This window comes from Burkholderia sp. AU44665, assembly GCF_030504405.1.
Classification (GTDB): domain Bacteria; phylum Pseudomonadota; class Gammaproteobacteria; order Burkholderiales; family Burkholderiaceae; genus Burkholderia; species Burkholderia semiarida.
The window spans coordinates 528,500-553,820 of record NZ_JAUJRI010000001.1; the positions used below are offsets into that span (position 1 = coordinate 528,500).

22 protein-coding genes and 1 pseudogene are annotated in these 25,321 nt (G+C 67.5%); 14 read left to right on the plus strand and 9 right to left on the minus strand.

Features of this window, described 5'->3' with window-relative positions; translation table 11 throughout:
• Positions 1-64: 64 nt before the first annotated feature.
• Both QZM15_RS02335 and QZM15_RS02340 read left to right on the plus strand, forming a co-directional pair.
• The gene (locus tag QZM15_RS02335) at positions 65-1,024 is read left to right on the plus strand and encodes an MBL fold metallo-hydrolase (protein ID WP_175928405.1); all 960 of its coding nucleotides are present in this window, start codon (positions 65-67) and stop codon (positions 1,022-1,024) included.
• A 186-nt stretch (positions 1,025-1,210) separates the two neighbouring features.
• Positions 1,211-2,593, plus strand: coding sequence for an MFS transporter (locus QZM15_RS02340; protein WP_302105706.1), 1,383 nt, complete (start codon positions 1,211-1,213; stop codon positions 2,591-2,593).
• Here QZM15_RS02340 and QZM15_RS02345 read toward each other — a convergent pair.
• On the minus strand, positions 2,590-3,390 hold the full coding sequence (locus QZM15_RS02345) for an SDR family oxidoreductase (protein ID WP_060311707.1): 801 nt from the start codon (positions 3,388-3,390) through the stop codon (positions 2,590-2,592). The two genes, QZM15_RS02340 and QZM15_RS02345, sit on opposite strands and share 4 nt — an antisense overlap.
• 132 nt (positions 3,391-3,522) lie before the next feature.
• Here QZM15_RS02345 and QZM15_RS02350 point away from each other — a divergent pair, with 132 nt between their 5' ends.
• Together QZM15_RS02350 and QZM15_RS02355 are read left to right on the plus strand one after the other, a co-directional pair.
• A complete protein-coding gene (locus QZM15_RS02350; protein WP_059639421.1) occupies positions 3,523-4,482 on the plus strand; it encodes a GlxA family transcriptional regulator in 960 nt (319 codons plus the stop codon).
• A 74-nt stretch (positions 4,483-4,556) separates the two neighbouring features.
• Positions 4,557-5,705, plus strand: a complete 1,149-nt coding sequence (locus tag QZM15_RS02355) for an epoxide hydrolase family protein (RefSeq protein WP_302105707.1) — start codon at positions 4,557-4,559, stop codon at positions 5,703-5,705.
• 104 nt (positions 5,706-5,809) lie between these two features.
• On the opposite strand, the gene QZM15_RS02360 is transcribed toward QZM15_RS02355, so the two are convergent.
• Entirely contained in the window at positions 5,810-6,301 is a 492-nt protein-coding gene (locus QZM15_RS02360; RefSeq protein ID WP_060310998.1) for a 2,4'-dihydroxyacetophenone dioxygenase family protein, read from the minus strand.
• A gap of 126 nt (positions 6,302-6,427) precedes the next feature.
• Entirely contained in the window at positions 6,428-7,378 is a 951-nt protein-coding gene (locus QZM15_RS02365; RefSeq protein ID WP_185716478.1) for a LysR family transcriptional regulator, read from the minus strand.
• A 105-nt stretch (positions 7,379-7,483) separates the two neighbouring features.
• On the opposite strand from QZM15_RS02365, the gene QZM15_RS02370 reads away from it, so the two are divergent.
• Positions 7,484-8,839: an aspartate aminotransferase family protein gene (locus tag QZM15_RS02370; protein WP_302105708.1), complete on the plus strand. Its 1,356-nt coding sequence runs from the start codon at positions 7,484-7,486 to the stop codon at positions 8,837-8,839.
• A 49-nt stretch (positions 8,840-8,888) separates the two neighbouring features.
• The gene (locus QZM15_RS02375) at positions 8,889-10,406 is read left to right on the plus strand and encodes a CoA-acylating methylmalonate-semialdehyde dehydrogenase (protein ID WP_059639425.1); all 1,518 of its coding nucleotides are present in this window, start codon (positions 8,889-8,891) and stop codon (positions 10,404-10,406) included.
• 94 nt (positions 10,407-10,500) lie between these two features.
• Here QZM15_RS02375 and QZM15_RS02380 read toward each other — a convergent pair whose 3' ends face one another.
• Positions 10,501-10,875 (minus strand): hypothetical protein, encoded by a 375-nt coding sequence (locus tag QZM15_RS02380; RefSeq protein WP_027782957.1) that lies wholly within the window; start codon positions 10,873-10,875, stop codon positions 10,501-10,503.
• 302 nt (positions 10,876-11,177) lie between these two features.
• Positions 11,178-11,978, minus strand: a complete 801-nt coding sequence (locus QZM15_RS02385; RefSeq protein WP_302105709.1) for a LuxR C-terminal-related transcriptional regulator — start codon at positions 11,976-11,978, stop codon at positions 11,178-11,180.
• A gap of 125 nt (positions 11,979-12,103) precedes the next feature.
• On the opposite strand from QZM15_RS02385, the gene QZM15_RS02390 reads away from it, so the two are divergent.
• Together QZM15_RS02390 and QZM15_RS02395 are read left to right on the plus strand one after the other, a co-directional pair.
• Positions 12,104-13,510 (plus strand): APC family permease, encoded by a 1,407-nt coding sequence (locus tag QZM15_RS02390; RefSeq protein WP_059608909.1) that lies wholly within the window; start codon positions 12,104-12,106, stop codon positions 13,508-13,510.
• A gap of 72 nt (positions 13,511-13,582) precedes the next feature.
• Positions 13,583-14,692 (plus strand): P1 family peptidase, encoded by a 1,110-nt coding sequence (locus tag QZM15_RS02395; RefSeq protein ID WP_302105710.1) that lies wholly within the window; start codon positions 13,583-13,585, stop codon positions 14,690-14,692.
• A 153-nt stretch (positions 14,693-14,845) separates the two neighbouring features.
• On the opposite strand, the gene QZM15_RS02400 is transcribed toward QZM15_RS02395, so the two are convergent.
• Both QZM15_RS02400 and QZM15_RS02405 read right to left on the minus strand, forming a co-directional pair.
• Positions 14,846-15,058: a hypothetical protein gene (locus tag QZM15_RS02400; RefSeq protein WP_059574472.1), complete on the minus strand. Its 213-nt coding sequence runs from the start codon at positions 15,056-15,058 to the stop codon at positions 14,846-14,848.
• A 136-nt stretch (positions 15,059-15,194) separates the two neighbouring features.
• Complete coding sequence (locus tag QZM15_RS02405) at positions 15,195-17,378, minus strand: FUSC family protein (protein ID WP_302105711.1); 2,184 nt, start codon at positions 17,376-17,378, stop codon at positions 15,195-15,197.
• Positions 17,379-17,577: 199 nt separating this feature from the next.
• Here QZM15_RS02405 and QZM15_RS02410 point away from each other — a divergent pair, with 199 nt between their 5' ends.
• Complete coding sequence (locus QZM15_RS02410; protein ID WP_302105712.1) at positions 17,578-18,525, plus strand: LysR family transcriptional regulator; 948 nt, start codon at positions 17,578-17,580, stop codon at positions 18,523-18,525.
• A gap of 95 nt (positions 18,526-18,620) precedes the next feature.
• On the opposite strand, the gene QZM15_RS02415 is transcribed toward QZM15_RS02410, so the two are convergent.
• Positions 18,621-18,923: a DUF4148 domain-containing protein gene (locus QZM15_RS02415; RefSeq protein ID WP_302105713.1), complete on the minus strand. Its 303-nt coding sequence runs from the start codon at positions 18,921-18,923 to the stop codon at positions 18,621-18,623.
• A gap of 215 nt (positions 18,924-19,138) precedes the next feature.
• Entirely contained in the window at positions 19,139-20,281 is a 1,143-nt protein-coding gene (locus QZM15_RS02420; protein ID WP_302105714.1) for a porin, read from the minus strand.
• Positions 20,282-20,618: 337 nt separating this feature from the next.
• Between QZM15_RS02420 and codA the strand changes: the two genes are divergently transcribed.
• From codA to QZM15_RS02445, 5 genes and pseudogenes are all read left to right on the plus strand, one after another.
• A complete protein-coding gene (codA, locus tag QZM15_RS02425; RefSeq protein WP_302105715.1) occupies positions 20,619-21,860 on the plus strand; it encodes a cytosine deaminase in 1,242 nt (413 codons plus the stop codon).
• Between the two features lie 165 nt (positions 21,861-22,025).
• Positions 22,026-23,360, plus strand: coding sequence for a chloride channel protein (locus QZM15_RS02430; RefSeq protein ID WP_302105716.1), 1,335 nt, complete (start codon positions 22,026-22,028; stop codon positions 23,358-23,360).
• Positions 23,361-23,615: 255 nt separating this feature from the next.
• Complete coding sequence (locus QZM15_RS02435; protein ID WP_319000568.1) at positions 23,616-23,927, plus strand: helix-turn-helix transcriptional regulator; 312 nt, start codon at positions 23,616-23,618, stop codon at positions 23,925-23,927.
• Entirely contained in the window at positions 23,924-25,183 is a 1,260-nt protein-coding gene (locus tag QZM15_RS02440) for a type II toxin-antitoxin system HipA family toxin (protein ID WP_099317420.1), read from the plus strand. The genes QZM15_RS02435 and QZM15_RS02440 overlap by 4 nt, the downstream gene beginning before the upstream one ends.
• Positions 25,184-25,273 (plus strand): annotated as a pseudogene (locus QZM15_RS02445) (TIGR00366 family protein); the annotation flags it as partial.
• Between the last annotated feature and the right edge of the window lie 48 nt (positions 25,274-25,321).

A 25,321-nucleotide genomic window follows, 5' to 3' on the forward strand; every position in this document is an offset into this window, starting at 1 on the left:
TTCGACGCGGGCAGATGATCCGCTCATTCCCCTCAACACATGGCTCGCAGCCACGGAACGCACAATGGCCAAAGCATTCGCCTCCCAAGCCGATCTGGAAGAGAAGAAAGTCACCTGGACGCAGCTGTCCGAGAACGCGTACGCGTACACAGCCGAAGGCGATCCGAACTCCGGCGTGATCATCGGCGACGACAGCGTGCTGATCGTCGACACGACCGCGACGCCCGCGATGGCGCAGGACCTGATCGCGAAGATCCGCAGCGTGACCGACAAGCCGATCAAGCACGTGGTGCTGTCGCATTACCACGCGGTGCGCGTGCTCGGCGCGTCCGCGTATTTCGCCGAAGGCGCGCAGCACGTGATCGCGAGCCGCGGCACGTACGAGATGATCGTCGAGCGCGGCGAGGCCGACATGAAGTCGGAGATCGAGCGCTTCCCGCGCCTGTTCGCCGGCGTCGAGACGGTGCCGGGGCTGACGTGGCCGACGCTCGTGTTCGAGCGCGAGATCACGCTGTTTCTCGGCAAGCTGGAAGTGAAGATCATGCACGTCGGCTCGGGCCACACGAAGGGCGACACGATCGTCTGGCTGCCGTCGCAGAAGGTGCTGTTCTCCGGCGACCTCGTCGAATACGACGCCGCGTGCTATTGCGGCGACGCGCAGCTCGAGCAGTGGCCGGCCACGCTCGAGGCGCTGCGCGCGCTCGGCGCCGAGAAACTCGTGCCGGGCCGCGGCCCCGCGCTGCTGAATCCGGCCGAAGTGAACAAGGGCCTCGACTACACGAAGGATTTCGTCACGACGCTGCTCGCGCAGGGCCGCAAGGCCGTCGAGCGCAATCTCGACCTGAAGGCGGCGATGGCGCTCACGCGCGAGGCGATGGACCCGAAGTTCGGCCACGTGTTCATCTACGAACACTGTCTGCCGTTCGACGTGTCGCGCGCGTTCGACGAAGCGAGCGGCATCGCGCATCCGCGCATCTGGACCGCGCAGCGCGACAAGGAAATGTGGGCCGCGCTCCAGGAGTGAATGGCTCAAGGCGGCGGCGCGGTGTTCAGATGACCGCGCCGCCGTTTCCCTGACGGTTGCGGCATTCGCGGCGGCATCGCGCCGCGGAGCCGGCGGCCGTATCCGGTCTCACAAGAAAGCAGGGCGCACGCACGCCCTCGGAGACTGCCGCGCGCTCGACATCGCGCGGCCCGTTTGGAGAGAGACATGCCCCAATCGCTTCCCGCCGAAGCGACGCTCGCGCACGCGAGCGCTTCGGCTTCCGTATCCGACTCCGCAATCGGCGACGCGCTGCTGTTCCGCAAGATCGCGTGGCGGATCGTTCCGTTCCTGTTCCTCTGCTACGTCGTGTCGTTTCTCGACCGCATCAACATCGGCTTCGCGCAGTTGCAGATGAAGCACGATCTCGGCTTCAGCGATGCGATGTACGGCCTCGGCGCCGCGGTGTTCTACGTCGGCTACGTGTTCTGCGAAGTGCCGAGCAACATGCTGCTCGCGCGGTTCGGCGCGCGCCGCACGTTCACGCGGATCATGCTGCTGTGGGGCCTCGCGTCGACCGGGATGATGTTCGTGTCGCAGCCGTCGCATTTCTACGTGCTGCGCTTCCTGCTCGGCGTGTTCGAGGCCGGCTTCTTCCCCGGCATCGTGCTGTACCTGACCTACTGGTTTCCCGCGAACCGGCGGGCGGCGGCGATCTCGGTGTTCTTCGCGGGCGTCGCGGTGGCCGGCGTGCTCGGCGGGCTGTTGTCCGGCTGGATCATGCGCGACATGAGCGGCGTGCTCGGGCTGCACGGCTGGCAGTGGATGTTCGCGATCGAAGGCGCGCCGGCGATCCTGCTCGCGTTCGCCGCGTTCACGTTGCTCGTCGACCGGCCGCGGGACGCCACGTGGCTCACGGCCGACGAAAAGGCGCGCGTCGCCGCGCTGTGCGCCGAAGGCCGCGTACACGGCCACGGCAGCACACCCGGCAGCGCGCACGACGGGCGCAGCGTGATGGCCGCGCTCGCGAACCCGCGCGTGTACCTGTTCGCGTTCATCTATTTCTCGCTGACCTGCGCGTCGCTGACGCTCAACTTCTGGATGCCGCTGATGATCCGCGACTTCGGCGTGACCGACGTCGTCGCCGTGAGCCTCTACACGGTCGTGCCGAATGCGGTGGGCGCCGTGGGGCTGGTGCTGATCGCGCGCCGCTCGGACCGCACCGGCGAGCGCCGCAAGCACTTCGCGTGCTGCACGATCGGCGGCGGCCTCGCACTCGCGGCGCTGACGCTGCACCTGCACAGCTTCGCTGCGATGCTCGCGTGCCTGTCGATCGCGGCGACGCTGATCTTCGCCGCGCTGCCGATCTTCTGGGCCGTGCCGACCCGCTACCTGTCCGGCAACGCGGCCGCGGCCGGGATCGCGCTGATCAGCAGCATCGGGATCACGAGCGGCATCGTCAGCCCGTGGGTGATCGGGATGATCCGCACGCGCACGGGCAGCATGGATCTCGCCGTGTACCTGCTCGCCGCGCTGCTGGTCGCGAGCGGCGTGGCGCTGATGCTCGGCGTGCGCGCCGCACCGCGCGGCGCGGGCCCCTCCGGCAACTAGCGCGCTACGGTGTAACGCGGCGCGGGCGTATCGGCCGACAGGTGCGGCGCCATCGTGCGGCGCGCGGCCTCGTACGCCTCCCATTCGTCGCCCGCGTGCAGCGACGGGATCGTCACGAGTTCGCCGCGATCGAACCCGACCAGTGCGGCATCGACCATGTCCTGTGCGCTCATTACGATTTCCTTCGGCAGATGCTCGAGCGGCAGGCCGCCCGTCTGCCAGAAATCCGTGGCTGTCGCGCCGGGCAGCACGGCCTGCACCTGCACGCCCTTGTCGGCGAGTTCGTGATGCAGCGACTGGCTGAACGCGAGCACGAACGCCTTGCTGCCGCCGTACACGCCGTTCAGCGTTTCCGGCGAGATCGCGACGATCGACGAAATGTTGATCACGGCGCCGCGGCCGCGTGCGACGAAGCCGGGCACGGCCGCATAGGTCAGCCGCGTGAGCGCGGTCACGTTCAGGTCGATCATCCGCGTCATCGCGTCGACGTCGCTGTCGAGCAGCGGCGCGTGCGTGCCGACGCCCGCGTTGTTCACGAGCAGCGTGATGCTCGCGTCCTGTTTCAGCTTCGCTTCGACGGCGGCGAGCGCCGCGCGGTCGTTGAGGTCCGCGTCGACGATCTCGACGCTGCGCCGCGTGTCGTTCGTGATGCGCTCGGCGAGGGCGTTCAGCCGGTCGCGGTTGCGCGCGACCAGGATCAGGTCGTAGCCGCGGCGCGCGAGGCGGTCCGCGTACACGGCGCCGATGCCCGACGACGCGCCGGTGATGAGGGCGGTACCGCGATGTGCTTGCGTCATGATGTGCTCCGTTTCGATGAGGGTGGCCGGATGGCGTGAACGCATTCTGGCCTCGACGCGCCGCGACATAAATGACGTAGATGGGTATGATTTCGGACATCGGGCCAATCGGCACGAAACCGGAGAACGCAGATGCACCGAATCGGCTTTCTGATCAGCGACGGCTTCCAGATCATGGCGCTCGCCGCGCAGTCGGTGTTCGAGTACGCGAACATGGGGATGGACGCGCCGTTCTACGCGATGGACAACTATTCGGTCGACGGCGGCGACGTGCGCTCGTCGCTCGGGCTGCCGGTCGCCACGCGCGCGCTGCGCGGGCGGCTCGGCGTCGATACGTGGATCGTCGCGGGCGTCAACGATCCGCTCGCCGCGCCGGCGCCGGCCGGCGTCGTCGCGTACCTGCGCCGCGCGAATGCGCACGCGCGGCGGATCGCCGGCATCTGCACGGGGGCGTTCGTGCTGGCCGAGGCCGGGCTGCTCGCGCAGCGTCGCGCGACCACGCACTGGGCGTTCGGCCGCGACATGCAGCGGCACTATCCGGAGATTCGCGTCGAGGACGACCGGATCTTCATCGTCGACGGCCCGATCTGGACGTCGGCCGGGATGACGGCCGGCCTCGATCTCGCGCTCGCGATGGTGGAAAAGGATCTCGGCGCCGACGCCGCGCGCTCGGTCGCGCACAAGCTGGTGATGCATCAGCGCCGGGCCGGCGGCCAGTCGCAGCATTCGGAAATGCTCGAGCTTGCGCCGAAATCCGACCGGATCCAGAACGCGCTGAACTATGCGCGGCAGCATCTCGGCCGCGCACTGACGGTCGAGGAGCTGGCAGAGGCCGTGCACCTGAGCCCGCGCCAGTTCAGCCGCGTGTTTACGCTCGAAACCGGTCAGTCGCCCGCGAAGGCGATCGAGCGGCTGCGGCTCGAATCGGCGCGGCTGATGATCGAGCAAAGCCGCCATCCGCTCGACGTGATCGCGAAGGAGAACGGTTTTCGCGACCGCCGGCACATGCGCGACGCGTTCGTGCGCGGGTTCGGCGTGCCGCCGCAGGCGTTGCGGCGCGACGCGCGCGCGGACGAACGGGAAACCGGGTGACGCACGCGGCCGCCGCCAGCGCGGGTCCGAAAAAGCGCGCAGAATCGCGTCGACATGTTTCGCGAGGAGACACGATGCGCGCCGAGCCGTTCGATATTGCGATACCCGATCAAGCCCTTGACGACCTGCGTCGGCGCGTGCGCGACAGCCGCCCACCGAACCTCACACCGGCCGAGCCCTGGCAGCAGGGCGTCGACGGCACGTGGCTGCGCGAACTGGCCGCGTACTGGGCCGACGGCTTCGATTGGCGCGCGGCGGAACGTGTGCTGAACCGGCTGCCGCAGTTCGTCGCGGACGTCGGCGGCCGGCGCGTGCATTTCGTGCATCGGCGCGGCACGGGGCCGAAACCCTATCCGCTCGTCGTCACGCACGGCTGGCCCGGTTCCGCATTCGAATTCCACGCGCTGATCGATCGCCTGAGCGATCCGGCCGCGTTCGGCGGCGATCCGGACGACGCCTTCGACATCGTCGCGCCGTCGCTGCCGGGCTTTCTGTTTTCTCCCGCACCGGCGGCGCCCGGCACGTCGGCGCGCCAGGTCGCCGACTGCTGGGCGGAATTGATGGCCGGCCTCGGCTACCCACGGTTCGGCGCGCAGGGCGGCGACCTGGGCGCGGGCGTGTCGGTCGCGCTCGGCGCGCGGCATGAGGGCGTGGTCGACGGCATCCATCTGAACTACCTGCCCGGCAGCTACGAACCGCCGATCGACGCGGCGCGGCCGCCGACCGACGACGAGCAGGCATTCCTGAAGCAGCGCGGCGAGTGGGCGGCGCTCGAAGGCGGGTACGCGCACGTCCACATGACGAAGCCGCGGACGCTGGCCGTCGCGCTCAACGATTCGCCGCTCGGGCTGGCCGCGTGGATCGCCGAGAAATTCCGTGCATGGAGCGATTGCGACGGCGACGTCGCGCGGCGTTTTTCGCACGACACGCTGCTGACGGGCATATCGCTGTACTGGTTCACGGGCTGCATCGGCTCTTCCATGCAGATGTATTGGGAAAACCGGCTGCAGCCGATGCGGTTTGCGGCCGGGCAACGCGTGGCGGTGCCGGTCGCGTTCGCGCGTTTTCCGAAGGAGATCAGCCGCCCGCCGCGCAGTTGGCTCGAACGTGTGTTCGACGTGGTGCAGTGGACCGACATGCCGAGCGGCGGCCATTTCGCCGCGATGGAGGAGCCGGATCTGCTGGCCGACGATATTCGGCGATTTTTCCGGCGGTTTCGGTAACGAGCGGGGTGGCCGGCGAAGCGGGCCGGCGGCCATTCGGGTAATCGGCCACGGCACCGCCGCGCGGATCGCGCGGCGCCGACGTCGCCTGTCTTGTCGCGTAGTTACCGCGTCACGAACGCCGTGGCCGCATCTGGCGCCGTCCGTGCATGCTTGCGCTGGCGCAGCAGCGCGACGCGGCAGTTCTCGCGCGCCGTTTCGCGGCCGTCGTCGTCGAGCAGCACGAGGTCGCCGCGCATCACGTTCAGCGTGATCACATCCTCACCGGGTGCGCCGAGCGTTTCCGGCGTATGCACCGAGCCGGCCGGTTCGAGCACCGTCGAACCGGCGCGCGCGACCCAGTCGTATTCGCGGTAGCGCCACGCCCCCTGCAGCGTATGGACGAACACCTCGCCGTCGTGACGGTGGCGCGGCAGCGTGCCGCCGGCCGGCATCTTCAGCAGCGCGGTGAGCGTGTCCTCGGCCGCATTGATGTGCAGGTACTTGATCGCGAGCCCCGGCAGGTCGGCGCTCATCGGCAACCACGGCAGCGCGTCGCCGGGCAGGCACGAGATCGGCGGCAGGTCGGTGGAGAGCGGGGCGGACGGCTGCGTCATGGCGGAAGGCGGCGTGGAAACGGAAAGAGGTTGGCATTATCGCAGAGCGTCGCGACGCATTTCGTCGCGCGCAGGCGGACGCGGCCGGGCCCGCGCGGCGACGGGGCCTGACCGAGCCGGAAGCCGCTACGCCGCCGGCCGCACCGCCGCATGCGCGGCTTCGAGGCACGACTGGAACAGCAGCGCGGCCCGCGACGGCCGCGGCGAGCGCCGCAGCAGGCTCACGAACCGGCACCGGTAATTGAACCGGTGCGGCGCGACCGGCTGCATCAGCCCCTTGTTTTCAAAACTCTCCGCGTAGTGATCGGGCAGGAAGCCGAGATAGCGGCCGGACAGGATCAGCGTCGCGATCGATTCCTGGTCCGACGCGGTCGCGCTGCGGGTGAGCTTCGCGCGATGGCTCAGTTCCATGTTCGGCGAATGGAAACCGAGCCCGGCGAATGCGTGGTGGCGGATCGTCGTCCACGTGAGCTTGCCGTGCGGCGCGTCGAACAGCGGATGCTGGCGGCCGCAATAGAGCAGCATCCGTTCGTCGAACAGCGACGAATACACGAGGCTGCCCGAGTTGCGGTGCGCTGGAATGATCCCGACCTGATAGCTGCCGTCGATGATCCCGCGCTCGACCTCGTTGATCGACGCGACGTGCAGGTTCAGCGCGACGTCGGGCGCTTCGTCCGCGAACTGGCGGATCGCGTCGCCCAGGCGCGCATGCGGATTGGTGGCCGTCTTGTCGAACACTGCGATGTGCAGTTCCCCGCCCATCTTGTCGTGAATACCGTCGATCCTGCTGCGAAATGCTTCCATCGACGCGAGCAGCCGCAGCGTTTCCTCGTACACCGTCTGCCCCTCGGGCGTCAGCGTGAAGCCCGCGCGGCCGCGCCGGCACAGCACGAGGCCGAGCCGCGTTTCCAGATCCTTCACGTGCCGGCTGATCGTCGAGATGCCGATATTCAGTTCCAGCTCGGCCGCCGCCATCCCGCCGCACTGCACGACGCCCTTGAAGACCCGCAGCAGGCGCAGGTCCATGTCGCTGAGCTGCCCGAGCAGCGCGCGGCTCTTCGGTTTCTTTGCTTGCATCGATGAGCAAGTGAACATTGATATTGCGATATTCAAAAGACTAATTGGCGTCCCGACAATGTGCAACATCATTACCAGGAGGAGGGGCGCGCCGCGCCGACCGACATGACCGACATCACCACCGCCCAGCACGACGAAATCAACCTCCGCACCGACGCCGCGTGGCTCGATGCGCACTGGATGCCGTTCACGGCCAACCGCCAGTTCAAGGCCGATCCGCGCCTGATCGTGTCGGGCAAGGGCGCGTATTACACCGACGCCGAAGGCCGCAAGATCTTCGACGGCCTGTCGGGCCTCTGGTGCACGGGCCTCGGTCACGGCCGCACGGAAATCGTCGAGGCCGTGAGCCGCCAGGTCGCGCAGCTCGACTACGCGCCGGCCTTCCAGTTCGGCCATCCGAAATCGTTCGAGCTCGCCAACAAGATCAAGGAACTCACGCCGGCCGGCCTCGACTACGTGTTCTTCACGGGCTCGGGCTCGGAAGCGGCCGACACGTCGCTGAAGCTGGCCCGCGCGTACTGGCGCGCGAAAGGCAAGGGCACGAAGACGCGCCTGATCGGCCGCGAGAAGGGTTACCACGGCGTGAACTTCGGCGGCATCTCGGTCGGCGGGATCGGGCCAAACCGCAAGCTGTTCGGCCAGGGCCTCGACGCCGATTTCCTGCCGCATACGCAACTGGCCGAGAACAAGTTCTCGCGCGGCATGCCGGAGCACGGCGCCGAGCTGGCAGACCGCCTGCTCGAGCTGATCGCGCTGCACGACGCATCGAACATCGCGGCCGTGATCGTCGAGCCGTTCTCCGGTTCGGCGGGCGTGGTCGTGCCGCCGAAGGGCTATCTGAAGCGCCTGCGCGACATCTGTACCGCGCACGACATCCTGCTGATCTTCGACGAGGTGATCACGGGCTTCGGCCGGGCCGGCGCGATGACGGGCGCCGACGCATTCGGCGTGGTGCCGGACATCATGAACTTCGCGAAGCAGGTGACGAACGGCACGCAGCCGCTCGGCGGCGTGATCGCGACGAAGGAGATCTACGACACGTTCATGGCCGCGGGCGGCCCCGAGTACATGCTCGAGTTCCCGCACGGCTACACGTATTCGGCGCACCCGGTCGCCTGCGCGGCCGGCGTCGCGGCGCTCGACCTGCTGGTGAAGGAAGACGCGGTGGCCCGCGTGCGCGATCTCGCGCCGCATTTCGAGGCGGCCGTGCACGGGCTGCAGGGCCAGCGCCACATCGCGGACATCCGCAACTACGGGCTGGCGGCCGGCCTGACGATCGCCGCGCTGCCGGGCGAGCCGGCACGGCGCCCGTACGAAATCGCGATGCGCTGCTGGGCGAAGGGCTTCTACGTGCGCTACGGCGGCGACACGATCCAGCTCGCGCCGCCGTTCATCGCCGAGAAGCGCGAGATCGACAACCTGGTCAACGCGCTGTCCGACGCGCTGAACGAAGTGGATTGAGCCCGCGCTCGTTCCAAGCGACAACCGAATTCACGAAAGAGCCCCAACGATGAAACACGACAGCAATGTGACCTCCACCGTCGGCCACCTGATCGACGGCAAGCGCGTCGACGGCGGCAGCCGCGTCCAGCCGGTGTTCGACCCGGCCACCGGCGAATCGCACAAGAGCGTCGCGCTCGCCGACAAGCTGACCGTCGAAGCCGCGATCGCGTCCGCGCAGGCCGCGTTTCCGGCCTGGCGCAACACGCCGCCGCTGAAGCGCGCCCGCGTGATGGGCCGCTTCAAGACGCTGCTCGAGGAGCACGCGGAAGAACTGTGCGCGCTGATCACGGCCGAGCACGGCAAGGTGCTCGCCGATGCGATGGGCGAACTGCAGCGCGGGATCGAGAACGTCGAGTACGCGAGCTACGTGCCCGAGCTGCTGAAGGGCGAGCACAGCAAGAACGTCGGCCCCGCGATCGATTCGTGGAGCGAGTTCCAGGCGCTCGGCGTCGCGGCCGGCATCACGCCGTTCAACTTCCCGGTGATGGTGCCGCTGTGGATGTGGCCGATGGCCGTCGCGTGCGGCAACACGTTCGTGCTGAAGCCGTCCGAGCGCACGCCGTCGTCGACGCTGCGCATGGCCGAGCTCGCGCTCGAAGCCGGCTTGCCGCCGGGCGTGCTGAACGTCGTGAACGGCGACAAGGAAGCGGTCGATACGATCCTGACCGATCCGCGCGTGAAGGCCGTGAGCTTCGTCGGCTCGACGCCGATCGCGGAATACATCTATTCGACCGGCTGCGCGCACGGCAAGCGCGTGCAGGCGCTCGGCGGCGCGAAGAACTTCGCGGTCGTGATGCCGGATGCCGATATCCCCAACGCGGTGAACGCGCTGATGGGCGCCGCGTACGGCTCGTGCGGCGAGCGCTGCATGGCGATTCCGCTGGTCGTCGCGATCGGCGACGAAACGGGCGACCAGGTCGTCGCGGGGCTGAAGGCCGAGATCGAGAAGATGAAGGTCGGCCCGGGCAACGGCGCGGGCGTCGACATGGGCCCGCTCGTCACGCAGCAGCATTTCGAGAAGGTCACCGGTTTCGTCGAGGCGGGTGTGGCGGCGGGCGCGACGCTCGTCGTCGATGGTCGCGGCGTGAAGGTCGACGGCCATGACGGCGGCTACTACCTCGGCCCGTGCCTGTTCGACAACGTGAAGCCCGGCATGCCGATCTATCAGCACGAGATCTTCGGGCCCGTGCTCGGCGTGATCCGCCTGAAGTCGCTCGACGAGGCGATGGCGCTGATCGATGCGCACGAGTACGGCAACGGCACGTGCCTGTTCACGCGCGACGGCGAAGCGGCACGCTACTTCAGCGACAACATCCAGATCGGGATGGTCGGCATCAACGTGCCGTTGCCGGTGCCGGTCGCGTATCACTCGTTCGGCGGCTGGAAGCGTTCGCTGTTCGGCGATCTGCACGCGTACGGCCCGGATGCCGTGCGGTTCTACACGAAGCGCAAGACGATCACGCAGCGCTGGCCGTCGGCCGGCGTGCGCGAAGGAACGGTGTTCAGCTTCCCGTCGAACCGCTGAGCTGACACGCGCACCGGCTGCATCCAGCCGGTGCGACCTGCGGAACTGCCAGGGCCCGCCCCGATCGCCGATCGGCGGCGGGCTTTTTACGTGCTTACGGCGCGACCACGTGCCACACGTTCTTGAAGTTGTCGCCGTTGCGCTCGCCCTGTTTCATGTCCTTCGAGAAGAAGTACAGCGGCTTGCCCTTGTACGCCCATTGCGGGCTGCCGTCGTCACGCTTGACGATCGTGTAGGGCCCGACCGGTACGTCGGTCGCGCTGGCCTTGTACGGCGGCCACAGGGTTTCGCATGGGCCGGTACAGGCGCTGGTGCCGGCGTTGGGCTTGTCCTTGTCGAACGTGTAGACGGTCATCCCGTTCGCGGCGACGAGTGCGCCGTTTTCTTCCTTCGTGATGGAACCCTGGGCCGTGGCCGAAGCTGACGCAATGGCGAGCAGGGCGGAGCTGACGAGCAGCGCGGCTTTCATGAGTGCCTCCTGATAGTCCGGTGAGCGGCCGCGATCGCGCACGGGCGAGCGTGCGCCGGAATCGCGATGAATGGTGCCGGAGCACGGCGCCGTCGCCACCCGCCCGCGCGAGCGAGCGACCCGGGGCGAATGGCGGCAAACGGGCGCCTTCTTCACGATAGGCGGTTTTTGGCGACGCTGCGAGAAGATCGGGGGGCATATCGGCGGCACGTAGGGCGCGCGCAACGGCGCGACGATCGTCGTCATGCGTCGGTATTCGGCGTCCGTCCCCGAGCCCGGCCCGCGCGTGCCGGCCGACGCACTCATCCGGCCGCATCGTCCCCCAGCGCCTGAATGAACCGCGAAAACAGCTCCGGCTGAGACGAAATCCCGAGCTTCGCGTACACATGCCGCCGATGCACCTTCACCGTTTCGGGTGAAATCGCGAGCCGCTCGGCGATCGCCTTCGACGAATTGCCGCGCAGCACCATGCGTGCGATCGACATCTCGCGGTCGGTCAGCACGCCCGCGCCGAAGCGTGCGAGCGCCTGCTCGACGCGCGCGCCGAGATCGGCATCGGGCGTCGCGCGCGCCGCATCACCCACCAGCCGCCAGTGCTGCCGGATGACCGCGAGCACCCACGGCATCGCGGCCGTCAGCTTGCCGAGCGGCTCGACGTCGAAGCGCGCCGATGCACCGAGCGACAGCGACAGCAGCGTATCGGCATTCGGCCGCACGAGAATCTGGATCTCGTCGTCGCCGACCGCGTCGCGGAAATAGCTCAGGAAATACTCGCTCTGCCGAAACAGGTCCGGCGCGACTTCCTCGAGCCGGTAGCAGCCGTCGGCGAGCCCGTCGTGCGCGGCCTGCAGGAACGGATCGAGCAGATATAACCCATTGAGGTAAAGCGCTACCGGCGACGCGGTATCGGTGCCGCCCGTGTCGTATTCGTCGAGCACGAGCGGCACGCCGTCGCGGCCGACCGCGGTCGCGAGCGCGTTGTCGAACGGCGCCATTTCGTTGAGCAGCAGCACGAGGAACCGCCAGAAGCGCGGCTGGCCGAGATGATCGATTGCGCGGCCGAGCGCCTGGTGCATCGCGATTTCGGAAAAGAGACGATCCATACCACCACCGGAAGGGCGTAACACGAAGGGGGAATAGCGGTCCTGAAATTGGCTTCCTAGACTGCCACGCAATCAATCGGGCCCGAGTATGGGTGTTCAAAAAAACGCGGCACAGGAAGAACGAAATGGCGATGATGTCGGAATCCAAGGGCACGCTGCAAGCGGCCTCTGCAACGGAAGACGCGCCGCGCGCGCTGTCGCAGACGCTCAGCGTGCGCGACGCAGTGATGATCACCGTATCGGGCGTGACGCCGGCCAGCTCGATCTTCGTGATCGCGCCGTTCGCGATCCAGCAGGCCGGCAGCGGCGCCGTGCTGTCGTTCGTGCTCGGCGGCGTGCTCGCGCTCGCTTTCGCGCTCTGCTATGCGGAACTCAGCGCCGCGCACCGCAGCGCGGGCGGCGAATACGTGATGGCCAAACGCGTGTTCGGCACGCTGCCCGGCTACCTGACCTTCATCACGGTGCTGTCCGTCAGCGTGTTCATCCCGGCGGTGCTCGCGAGCGGCGCCGCGCCGTACCTGAACAACGCGCTCGGCACGCACTTCGGCAACCAGTCGGTCGCGCTGACGATCGTGCTGCTCAGCTATCTGCTCGGCATGCTGAACATCAAGACGAATGCGTGGATCACCGGCGCGTTCCTGGTCGTCGAAATCGGCGTGCTGATGTTGATCGCGGGCCTCGGTTTCGGCTCGCCGCAGCGCGGCGCCGACGTATTGATCGCACCGGTCGTCGCGAGCGGCAATGCGCTCGCGCCGGCCACGCTCGCGGCCATCGTGCCCGCGATCGGCACCGCGATCTTCTGCTACAACGGCTTCGGCTCGGCCGCCTATCTCGCGGAAGACCTGCGCGGCGGCAACCGCAACGTCGCGAAGGCGGTGATCTATTCGCTGCTCGTGATCCTCGTCGTCGAACTGGTTCCGCTCACCGCCATCGTGCTCGGCGCGCCGTCGCTGACGGAACTGACGAAGAGCGCCGACCCGATCGGCTATGTCGTGCGCTCGCTGAGCAATCCGGCCGTGTCGCGCGTGGTCAGCGGCGGGATCTTCCTGTCGGTGTTCAACGCGATCATCGCGATCGTGATCACGATGGGCCGCCTGCTGTACAGCAGCGGCCGGCATGCGCTCTGGTCGCGCACCTGCAACCGCGCGTTCTCGACGATCCATCCGCGCCTCGAATCGCCGTGGCTCGCGACGATCGCGCTGGCCATTCCGTCGGCCGGGCTCGTGTTCGTGTCGAGCCTCGACGAGCTGACCGCGTTCACCGTCGACCTGCTGCTGCTGATCTACCTCGTCGTCGGGCTGGCCGCGCTCGCGAGCCGGTTCGTGCGCCGCGACGTCGAGCATCACTACCGGATGCCGCTGTGGCCCGTGACGCCGCTCGTCGCGGTGGCGGGCGCCGCGTATACGCTCTACACGACGCTCGCGACGGCGACGAAGCCGACCGACCTGATCATCATCGCGGGGCTGCTGGTCGCGGCGCTCGCGATGTACGTGGCGTGGGCGCGCCACAGCGAAGCATTCCGCGCGCTCTGAGCACCGGATCGACGTCTTGCAGCACCGAAACATCGAACCATTGAAAGATTGAAAGACTGGAGGAATCGCATCATGCGCACGAGGGATCTCGGCATCCGCATCGGCCTCGGCACGCCCGGCCGCTTCAACGCGATCACGGACGTACCGGGCGTGCGGGTCGGACACTGCACGCTGAACGTCGAGGACGGCGACGCGTCGATCCGCACCGGCGTCACCATCATCGAGCCGCGCGCGGGCGCCGCGCACGATTCGCCGTGCTTCGCGGGCGTGCACGTGCTGAACGGCAACGGCGACGCGACCGGGCTCGAATGGATCCGCGAAGCCGGCCTGCTGACGACGCCGATCGCCTATACGAACACGCACAGCGTCGGCGCGGTGCGCGACGCGCTCGTCGCGAACGAACGCGAAGCGGCGGCCGGGCGCGTGTACTGGTGCATGCCGGTCGTGATGGAGACCTATGACGGACTGCTGAACGACATCTGGGGGCAGCACGTGAATGCCGCACACGTCTTGCAGGCGCTGGCCGCCGCGCAGTCGGGGCCGGTCGCCGAAGGCGGCGTGGGCGGCGGCACGGGCATGATCTGCCACGAGTTCAAGGGCGGCATCGGCACCGCGTCGCGCGTGCTGGCGAGCGATGCGGGCGGCTGGACCGTCGGCGCGCTCGTGCAGGCGAACTACGGCGTGCGCGAGATGCTGCGCGTGGCCGGTTACCCGGTCGGCGAGGTGCTGCGGCACGTGCATTCGCCGTTTCGCGAAGCAGGCGCGAAAGGCGAGGCCGGCATGGGCTCGATCGTCGTCACGATCGCGACCGATGCACCGTTGCTGCCGCATCAATGCACGCGTCTCGCGCAGCGCGCGAGCGTCGGGCTCGCCCGCGTCGGCGGCGGCACCGAGGATTCGAGCGGCGACATCTTTCTTGCGTTCGCCACCGGCAACGACGGCTTGCCCGCGGCGAACTACGGCAGCAAGGGTATGCCGACCAGCGGCGTGCGGATGGTCAACAACGACCATATTTCCGCGCTGTTCGTCGCGGCGGCCGAAGCGGTGGAGGAGGCGATCGTGAATGCGCTGGTCGCGGGCGGCGACGTCGAGTCGCGCGGGGCGCGGGTCGAAGGGATCGGGCCGGCGCGGTTGCTGGATGCGTTGCGCGAAGTGGGCTGGCGGCCGGGGCGTGGCTCGTGAGACGGCAAGCGCCCCTTCAATCGAAGCGGCGTGGGGCGGGACGGCGGTGTGGCGACCGGCCGGACCGCGATCGGCCGGGCCGCCGTCCGCCCGCGCATGTCATGCATACGGTGCGGGCGATGCGGGCCTGGCCGTGACGACGCGGCGTCATGCTCAACTGCCGAAGTAGATGTTGCAGAAGCTGACGGGGCCGACGCACGCGTTCGGGTCCTCCTGCTTCGATTGCGCACGATCGACGCGACCGGCGGCCTGGACCGCCTCGGCGCGGTTCGCCTGTTGCGGTGCGGCGTCTGCCGGCGCCGGCTGCGCGTGGGCGACGGCAGCGGTGAGCGACAGGGCAACGAGGGCGAGGTGCAGCGGCTTCATTTTGTTTCTCCTGGGTGAGTGCCAGTCTCGCTGGCAGTGAGGAAACTATAGGCTCGCACTGCTTAAAGATTAATCACCGGGGCTGTAGAGCTTATTTCCATCCGAAACAACGATCCCGTTGCGCGCACATCCATCCTCAATGGCGGTGCCGGTTGAACGGCGCGTCCTTGTCGAGCAGCGCGCTGCGCATGAAGTGCAGGCAGCCGACGATCCGCTGCATGTTGCGGCGCGCGTCGGGCACCGCGTACCACGCCTGCAGCGCGTGCTGCGCCGCGCGGATCGCGAGATTCACGGATTTCAGCGTGCGCGCATGGCGGGCGGGCGTCGGATCGTCGAAGAAGCGCGGCAGTTCGAGCAGCACCGCATCGATCGAACCGGTCCAGCGTAGCGTCTGCGGCGGTTTCGACGCGCGGAACGCGTGCACCTCGTCGCGCAGGTCGATCACGGCGTGGCCGACCTCGAGCGTCGACAGCATCCAGCGCAGTGCATCGCGATGCTGCCGCGTGCGGCGCACGAGCAGCGTACGCAATTGCGCCATCAGGTCGTGCGTGCTCGACTGGAAGCGCTGCGCGAGGCCGTTCGGCGCGCCTTCGCACGCAAGCGTCACCTGGCGGCGCAGGTCGTGCGCGATCCGGCCGGTGAGCCAGGGCATGTGGGTGGGGAACACGACGGCGAACACGAGCGAGCATGCGAGCATCGCGACGACGACCGCCAGCCCGTTGTTGATCAGCACTTCCGGCGTATACGCGATCGTGTTGTCGGGGCCCGCGAGCAGGCAGAAGAACACCGCGAAGCCGATCCCGTAGCCGGACAGTCCCGGCCGCATCGCGAGAAACGCGCCCAGGCCCAGCACGGGAGCCAGCGCCGCGCACAGCAGCGGGAAGCCGTCGATGTTCGGATAGACGTAGCACAGGAACACATAGCCGACCGCGGTCGCGAACGCCGCGCCGACGCCCATCTGCGCGACGAACTTCGGCGCGCGTGGCGAGGTCGAGCTGAGTGCGCACGCGATCGCGGTGGCGATCACCGCGAGCGAGCCGCTCGGCCATTCGGATGCGATCCAGAACGCGCTCATCGCACCGACGGCGATCACCGTGCGCAGGAACGCGAAACCGACGAAGAACGAATTGGTTTTGACCGCGTAATGCGTGACCGAGCGCTCGAATGCGTGATCGTCCTGGTCGAGCGACGCGTAGGTGTCGACGTAGCCGAGATATTCGCCGATGAACCGGTACAGCAGCTCGATCGCGGTATCGAAGTCGAGCAGGCCGCCGGCCGCGTGGTCTTCGAGGGCCCGGCGCGACGCGCGCGCGGCCTTCGGCAGCGCGGCATGGAAGCGGCGCAGGTCGAGCAACGCGCCGGTGGCCGGTGCGATGCCGCGCTGGCGTTCGTCGCGCAACGCGGTGAAACGCAGCGCGAGTGCGTCGACGTGCGGCGCCAGCGCTTCGAGCACCGCGTCCGAGCGATTCGCGCGCAGCCGCTTGACGAGCTGGTGCAGCGCATGCAACCGCGTGCATGCGTTCATGAACTCGCTGTTCAGCCGCGCGAGCCGGCGGCTGCGCGCGCGAATGTGCGGATCCTCGAACGACGCGAACGCGCGGTTCGCTTCGAAGCCGACGATATCGTCGACGAAGTCGGCGAAGCGCCGTTCGAAATCGCCGCGTGCGACGTCGCCCGCCAGTGCGCCGGCCGTGAATGCCGCGAACGTCGCGTGGCGTGCGCTCAACGAACGCATCAGCGCCTTCGCGGAACTCAACGGCAGGATCAGCGCGCTGACCGTGCCCGAGCACGCGATGCCGAGCGCGACTTCCGCGGCGCGCGTAAGCGCGGACTGGAACAGCGTCTGCGGCGTCATCACGGCCGGCAGGCCGATCAGCGCGGCCGTGTAGCCGGCGAGCACGAAACCGTACCAGCGGAAGTGGCGGTTGCGCACCGCGAGTGCGATGCAGCCGCCGATCCACAGCGTGATGCCGGCCATGTACAGCTCGGGCTGCTGCGCGAACAGCCCGCCGAGCGCGAGTGCGCCGACGAGGCCGGCCGCCGTGCCGAGCACGCGGTAGAAGCTCTTCGCGAACACCATCCCCGACAGCGGCTGCATCAGCACGAACACGGTGGTCATCGCGGTGCGCGGCTGCGACATCTCCAGACGCATCGCGATGCCCATCGCCAGCAGCGCCGCGAGCACGGTTTTCGCGAGGTGCAGCCAGATCAGCCCGTCGGTCGCGGCCCAGTCGCGCGCCGCGTTGCCGAGTGGATCGAGCCATGCTCTCCATCGTGCGGGTTCGATGGAAGGTTGCTCGATCGCAGGTTGTGGCTTCATGAAAAGAGGGCCCAGGGCCGACCGAGCAAGGTGCCGCGGTACGCCCGAACGGGGCCGTTCGACGGGTGAGGCGCCGATTGTAGGAGTGCGGCGCCCGCGCATTAACGCAGTTGCGGGGAAACGATAGTTGCAGCCGGAGTAACAATCTGTCGCATCCGGTGGAGGAAAATGACGGCTCCGCTACAGGTTGCTCACAGGAATGGATACCCTACAAAACATGCGGGTGTTTTCGCGCGTCGTCGAGACGGGCAGCTTCACCGCGGCCGCGCAATCGCTGAATTCGACGACGGGCGCGATGTCGCGCGCGGTATCGGAGCTCGAGGCGCGCCTGCGCACCCGCTTGATGAATCGCTCGACGCGCCGTCTCGCGCTCACGTCGGCCGGTGAAAACTATCTGCGGCGCTGCCGCCAGATCCTCGCCGACGTGGACCGCGCGGAAGAAGAGGCGAGCTGCGCGCACGAGCGCCCGGCCGGTGTGCTGCGCATGCATAGCTTCGCGAGCGTCGGCCATCACTACGTATTGCCCGCGCTGACGCGCTATCACGCGCAGTTCCCGGACGTCTCGATCGAGCTGTCGCTGTCGCAGCGCATGCCCGACCTGTTCGACGGCACGAGCGACATGGCCGTCGTCACCGCGTCGTCGCTGCCCGACTCGGAGCTCGTGTCGCACATGCTTGGCTCGACGTTCAGCATTCTGTGCGCATCGCCCGATTACGTGAAACGGCACGGCGCGCCGGCCCGCCCGCGGGATCTCGCCGCGCACGCGTGCCTGACGCTGTGTACGCCGGCGTTCCCGACGCACGAATGGGTGCTCGAAGGGCCCGAAGGCGTAGAGCAGATCCACGTCACCGGGCCGGTGCAGACCAATACCGCCGAATCGCTCGCGCTCGCGATCCGCGACGGCATCGGAATCGGCATGTTGCCGGTGTATTCGGCGATCGACGCATTGCGCGACGGCACGCTCGTTCGTGTGCTGCCCACGCATATCCTGCAGAAGATGAACGTGCATGCGCTGTACCCGTCGCGCCGCTTCGTCGATGCGAAGGTGCGGACCTGGGTCGAGATGCTGCGTGCGCAGGTGCCGGGGATGATCGCGCGCGACGTCGAGATGCTGAACGCGATCGACCGCGAACCGCGGGCCGCGTGAATGCCGCGCGCGCATCGGCGCGCGGCGGCATGCTTCATGCAAACACCGGATACGCGCCGCTCGCAATGGATGCCCGATGCGCGCGACGCGCGCCGTCACAGCGCGGGTCTGGCCGCCGCGCCCGATTCGGTTGCCGGCTCACCGGCCGGGCCGTAAGCGGCCTGCGTCGCTTTCCTCGCGGCGACACGCTTCGCCTGCAGTCGTTCCTGTGCGGCCAGGATGTCGTCCGGATAGTTGCCGACTTCACCGCGCGCCGGGTTGTAGCCGACCGATTCGAGATCGATCAGTTCCTGCAGCACCTGCGCGCGCGTGACGGGCGAGTTCGGCTGCTGGGCGAACGACAGGGCCGGTGCGGCAAGCAGGACGGCAGCGGCGGCGGTTACGACGAGCGATTTCACGAGGTTCTCCTGAATACGGGGTGGGTGGCCGCAGCGGCGCGTGACGCGCGGCTGCGACCTTCGACGTCAGTCTACGTAGCGCTGCCACGCGCAAACACCCCGATTCCAGGAGGGCTGCCTTCCATAAAGAACAACATTGACGGCGTGGCCCGCGGCGATCGCGCCCGTGAGCGAACATGGGCGCAGTGCAGGCGGGCGACGTGACGCGATGCCGGTCAGAACCGCGTGCGCATGCCGATCGTGCCGACCACCTGGTTCGCCGTGCTCGATGCGCCGCCCGACGTGTTGATGAACGCGTGGTAGCCGCGGCCGGCCGCATGCTGGAACATCGCTTCCGCGTACAGGTCGGTGCGGCGCGACAGCTTGTACACGGCCTGCAGGTTGGCCTGATGCCACTTCGGATCGGTGCCGTGCTTGCTGTCGGGATTCGACACGCTGGCGTCGGTATAGACATACGCCGCGCCGACGCTGACGGCCGGCGTGACCGCATAGCGCACGTTCACGTCGTAGTTGTTGAACGCGATCTGGCCGCTGGAGCCGAACGCACCCGTGTTGTCGTACTGCGAGCGCGTGTAGACGAAGCCGACGGTCGCCGGGCCGAACACGTAGCCGACGCCGCCGCCGTAGGTGCGCATGCGGTCCGAGCCGATCGACCAGCCACCCTGGTTCAGGCTCTTCGCCTCGGCCGAATCGAGCGCGCCCGGGCTCGCGCTCGTCGAGCCCTTCGTGCCGTTCATCTGCAGGTACGCGCCGGCCAGCTTCAGCGGGCCGTTCGTGTAGCTCGCGGCCACGCTGTACGCGCGGTTCGCGCTGAAGCTCGCCGAGTTGGAGAACGCGTACAGCGCACCGACCTTGAAGCCCGCGATCGTGTCGCTCGTGTACTTGACCGCGTTGCTGATGCGCAGCGAGTGGTTCAGGTTGTCGTTGTCGAACGGATGCGCGAAGCCCGTATCGCCGAAATCGCCGGCCGTCGCGGACAGCGGCGCGACGAAGTCGACCATCGTGTCGTACTGGCGGCCGAGCGTCAGCGTGCCGTAGCCGGCCTGGCCGAGGCCGACATACGCGTGACGGCCGAACAGCTTGCCGTCCTGGCCGAGCCCGCCGTTGTTCGCGTTGAAGCCGTTTTCGAGCACGAACAGCGCCTTCAGGCCGCCGCCGAGATCCTCGGTGCCGCGCAGGCCGAAGCGGCTGCCGTTGATCGTGCCGGTCGTCATGCGCCATTGCGACCCGCCGTTTGCGTTGTTGGTATAGGCGATGCCGGCGTCGATCAGGCCGTACAGCGTGACCGAGCCTTGCGCGTGGGCGAGCGGCGCGAACAGGGCGGCGGCGCCCGCGCCGGCGATCAGGGTTTTTTTCATCGTGAAGTTCCTGCGTGTGGGACTGGAAACGAAAGTTCGGCGCAAGTATAGGAATGCGCGGCGTGCGCAAGGGCGTGGCGGCCGCGAGCGCACCGTTCCAGATCCGGCAAGAGTCGTTCACAAAACCGACACGACGTGTGGCGCGCGCCGGGCAGGCGGTTCTTGCGTGACGACCGGCGAGCGGCGTCCGTCCGGCGTGGCCCGGCTGTCGTGCCGATGCAACATGCACGGCACGTACGCGCGTCGCCGCTTTTCCTCCATACTGGTCGTCCGGACCGCACGGCCGCCGACGCAGATTGCGCGGCCGTGTTCATGCATACGACCAGAGGCCTCCCCCATGAACCTGTTCAACGTACGCCTGCGCGGCCGCGACGGCCTGTTCACGATCGGCATCGACGCCGGCACGATCGCGCGCATCGACGCGCAAGCCGCACCGATCGCGTCGACGAATCCCGACCATATCGATGGCGGCGGCCGTCTCGCGATCGCGCCGCTCGTCGAGCCGCATATCCACCTCGATGCCGTGCTGACGGCCGGCGAGCCCGCGTGGAACATGAGCGGCACGTTGTTCGAGGGCATCGAGCGCTGGGCCGAGCGCAAGGCGACGATCACGCACGACGACACGAAGGCGCGCGCGCATGCGGCGATCGGCATGCTGCGCGACCACGGGATCCAGCACGTGCGCACGCACGTCGACGTGACCGATCCGACGCTCGCCGCGCTGAAGGCGATGCTGGAAGTGAAGGACGAGGCGCGCGGGCTGATCGACCTGCAGATCGTCGCGTTCCCGCAGGAAGGCATCGAATCGTTCGACGGCGGCCGCGCGCTGATGGAGCAGGCGATCGAGCTCGGCGCGGACGTCGTCGGCGGGATTCCGCATTTCGAGAACACGCGGGAGCAGGGCGTCAGCTCGATCCGCTTCCTGATGGATCTCGCGGAACGCACGGGCTGCCTCGTCGACGTGCACTGCGACGAGACCGACGATCCGCATTCGCGCTTTCTCGAAGTGCTCGCGGAGGAAGCGCGCGTGCGCGGCATGGGCGCGCGCGTCACCGCGAGCCACACGACCGCGATGGGTTCGTACGACAACGCGTACTGCTCGAAGCTGTTCCGGCTGCTGAAGCGGGCCGGGTTGAACTTCATCTCGTGCCCGACCGAGAGCATCCATCTGCAGGGGCGCTTCGACACGTTTCCGAAGCGGCGCGGCGTCACGCGCGTCGCGGAACTCGATCGCGCCGGGATCAACGTGTGCTTCGGGCAGGATTCGATCAAGGATCCGTGGTATCCGCTCGGCAACGGCAACATCCTGCGCGTGCTCGATGCGGGCCTTCATATCTGCCACACGATGGGGTATCAGGATCTGCAGCGCTGTCTCGACTTCGTGACCGACCACAGCGCGACGACGATGCATCTCGGCGATGGCTACGGCATCGCGGTCGGGCGGCCGGCCAATCTCGTCGTGCTCGACGCGGACAGCGACTACGAAGCCGTGCGCCGGCAGGCGAAGGCCACGCTGTCGATGCGCCACGGGAAGATCATCATGCGGCGCGAGCCGGAGCGCATTACGTATCCGGATTGATGGGAAAGGCGGGCCATCGTGGCCCGCTGGCCGCCAAGTATTCAAAAAACACATCAGTTGATTATAAAAATACGTTTGTCTCATGAGGGGTGCGGGCCTACGATTCGGTCCTGACGACGGCGTGCAACTTGTGCGTCGTCCTTTCGATCCTCGTTCGCCGACCCCATGCGCCTCGATCTTCCATCCGCTCCCGCTTCTTCTTCGCCGGCCGCCAGCCCGTTCGCGCGCCTGGCCGTCGTCACGGTCCTGACCGGCATCGGCGCGGGTCTCGGCGGCATGCTGCTCGCGTTGCTGCTGCATGCGATCCAGCACATCGCGTACGGCTACAGCATCGCGCACGTGATCGGGTCCGAGAGCTTCCTCGCTGGCGTGACCGCGGCCGATCCGCTGCGCCGGCTCGCGGTGCTGGCCGTCTGCGGACTCGTCGCCGGCGGCGGCTGGTGGGCGCTTTACCGGTATGGCCGGCCGCTCGTCAGCATCCGTCGCGCGGTGTGCGCGGCCGATCCGCGCATGCCGTTCGTCAGCACGACGGTTCACGCGCTGCTGCAGATCGTCACCGTCGCGCTCGGCTCGCCGCTCGGCCGCGAAGTCGCGCCGCGCGAGATCGGTTCGCTGCTCGCGGGGCGGTTTGCCCATGCGGCGGGACTCACGCCCGACGATTGCCGGCTGATGGTCGCGTGCGGCGCCGGCGCGGGGCTCGCGGCCGTCTACAACGTGCCGCTCGGCGGCGCGATCTTCGTGCTCGAGGTGCTGCTCGGTACGTTGGAGCTGCGTGCGCTGATCGTGGCGGTCGTGACGTCCGCGATCGCGGCGATCGTCGCGTGGATCGGCCTCGGCAACGAGCACCAGTACACGGTGCCGGCGTTCGTGCTGAGCACGCCGCTCGTCGCATGGTCGATCGTCTGCGGGCCGCTGTTCGGCTTCGCCGCATACGGTTTCGTGCGGCTCACGACCGCGGCGCGCGCGAACGCGCCGAAGGACTGGCGGCTGCCGGCGTTCGCGCTGCTCAACTTCGCGGTGATCGGCTTGCTAGCGATCGGGTTTCCGCAACTGCTCGGCAACGGCAAGGGGCCGGCGTCGCTGGGTTTCGACGGCACGCTGACGATCGGGCTTGCCGCGGCGTTGCTGGTGCTGAAGGTGCTGATCGAAGCCGGCAGCCTGCGGGCCGGCGCGGAAGGCGGGCTGCTGACGCCGGGTCTCGCGAACGGCGCGCTGCTCGGGGTCGTGCTCGGCGGGCTGTGGAGCGCCGTATGGCCGGGCGCATCGCTCGGCGGATGCGCGCTGATCGGCGCGACCGCGTTTCTCGCCGCGTCGATGCAGATGCCGATCACGGCCGTCGTGCTGATGCTCGAATTCACGCGCGCGAATCACGACTGCCTCGTGCCGATGTTGCTCGCCGTGGCGGGTTCGCTCGTGGCGTACCGGTTCGCGCAGCGGGTGGCGGAGGGGCGTGCGCGGGCGATCGCAGCTGTCAGCACGCTGGAGGCGGTTGCCCGCTAGCCGGGCTCACGGCCGGCCACATCCAGGGTACTGGCGAGCGCGACGAACCGCACCACGACTTGGCGTGTTCGGCGGGCGTCGCGTGGATACTGGAAGGGCACGGGGCGCGCGCGTAATTCCCTTTTGAAGTGAATTATAACCGAACATCTCGCGGTAAGACCCAACAATCGGGAATTATATTTCTTGAGCGTATCTCGCTCATAACTCTATAATATTGTGAGTTATCAGAGATAAAGCATTCTAAGATCCACTATGTTGGAATTAAGTTTCCGCAAGCCCGACGAAATCGTCACCCTCCTTTGTGCGCGGCTTCGCACGGAGCGGCTCGCGTTGCAACTGACGCAGAGCGACGTAGCCGCGCGTGCCGGCGTCGGTGCCAATACCGTGTCCAATCTCGAAGCTGGCCGCAATGTGAGCCTCGAGACGGTAATCCGTGTAGCGATGGTTCTGGGACGAAGCAAGGAACTCGAGGGACTTTTCCTGCCGAAGCTCGATAGCCTGGAAGACGTTCACCGGTATGAAAAAAGTGCCAAACGCCGGCGCGTCAAGAGGGGTAACCAGAAATGATCGAGCGGATCGATGTCTACTACGACGGCTGGGGGGAACACTGGCTGTGGGGATCGATGGTTTCCACGACCGCGATCACGGGGCGCCCGTTGGTCGTATTCGAATATAGCGACGACGCGCGCAAGAGGGGGCTGGAACTGTCGTCTTATGCGCTCCCATTGCATGGGGCGAGGCTGCGCAAGGACTTTCCGGTCCACCAGCTTGGATTGCCCGGACCGGTCTATGACGCGTTGCCCGATGGATGGGGCATGTTGCTGATGGACCGCTTGTTCAAACGCCGCGGTCTCAACGCCGCACGTATCGGGCCGCTGGAGCGATTGGCTTACATTGGCAACCATGCAATGGGCGCCCTGTCGTTCGAGCCTGTCGCGCCCGAGATCCTGGCGCCGCGGCAGGATATCCCCCTCGCTCGGCTTGCGGCCGAGGTACAGGAAGTTCTCGATGGCGAGGGTGGCGAATTCCTTCATCAATTGCTGCAGGTCGGTGGCTCTCCGCAAGGCGCCAGGCCAAAGGCCCTGGTCTATCGTGATCCGCGGTCCGGCGTATTTACCACGGCCGCGGTGGCGGGCTTTGAAGCGTGGTTGGTCAAGTTCCCGGCTCGGCAAGAGCATCCCGAGGTGTGTGCGATCGAAATGGTCTACGCCGAGTGCTTGCGCATGTGCGGCATCGAGACCCCGGACACGCTGCATTTCAATTTGCCTGACGGGATGGCGGCATTTGCGTCCCGGCGTTTCGATCGACTGGACGGTCTGCGCGTGCCCATGCAAAGCGTTGCCGCGTTCACCGGCGCCGATTACAAAACGCCGGGTGCGCTGGATTACGTGAATTTCTTGCGCGCCACTCACATGTGCACCAACGACGTACGCGAGAAGGCGCGGGCGTTTGAACGGGCTGTCTTCAATGTCGCATTCAACAATCGCGACGATCATCCGAAGAACTTCGCGTACGTCATGTCGCGATCCGGCGAGTGGAAGCTCGCGCCGGCCTACGACGTGACATTCTGCGAGGGGCCGGGCGGTTACCACCAAATGGACGTCATGGGCGAGGCGCTGCGGATCGACCGAGCCGCATTGCTCGGACTGGCAAAGGAAGCGGAGCTTCCCGCAGCCGCTGCCGGCGACATGATCGACGGAATGTGCGGCGTGGCCAGCCAGTTTTCGACCATTGCGAAGTGCCGCTACGAGGGGATCATCACCGAAGACACCCTCATGGACATCCAGCGCCGAATCGACGAGAACGTTGCGCTGCTGCACTAGGGGCTCGGCATGCGCGACATCATGGGGTATTGCGTGACGACGATGCTGTTGTCGGGCGTCGTGTTCGTCGGGGCGATGTATCTGTTCTGACGACGTGAGGCGAGAGGCGAGAGGCGAGAGGCGAGAGGCGAGAGGCGA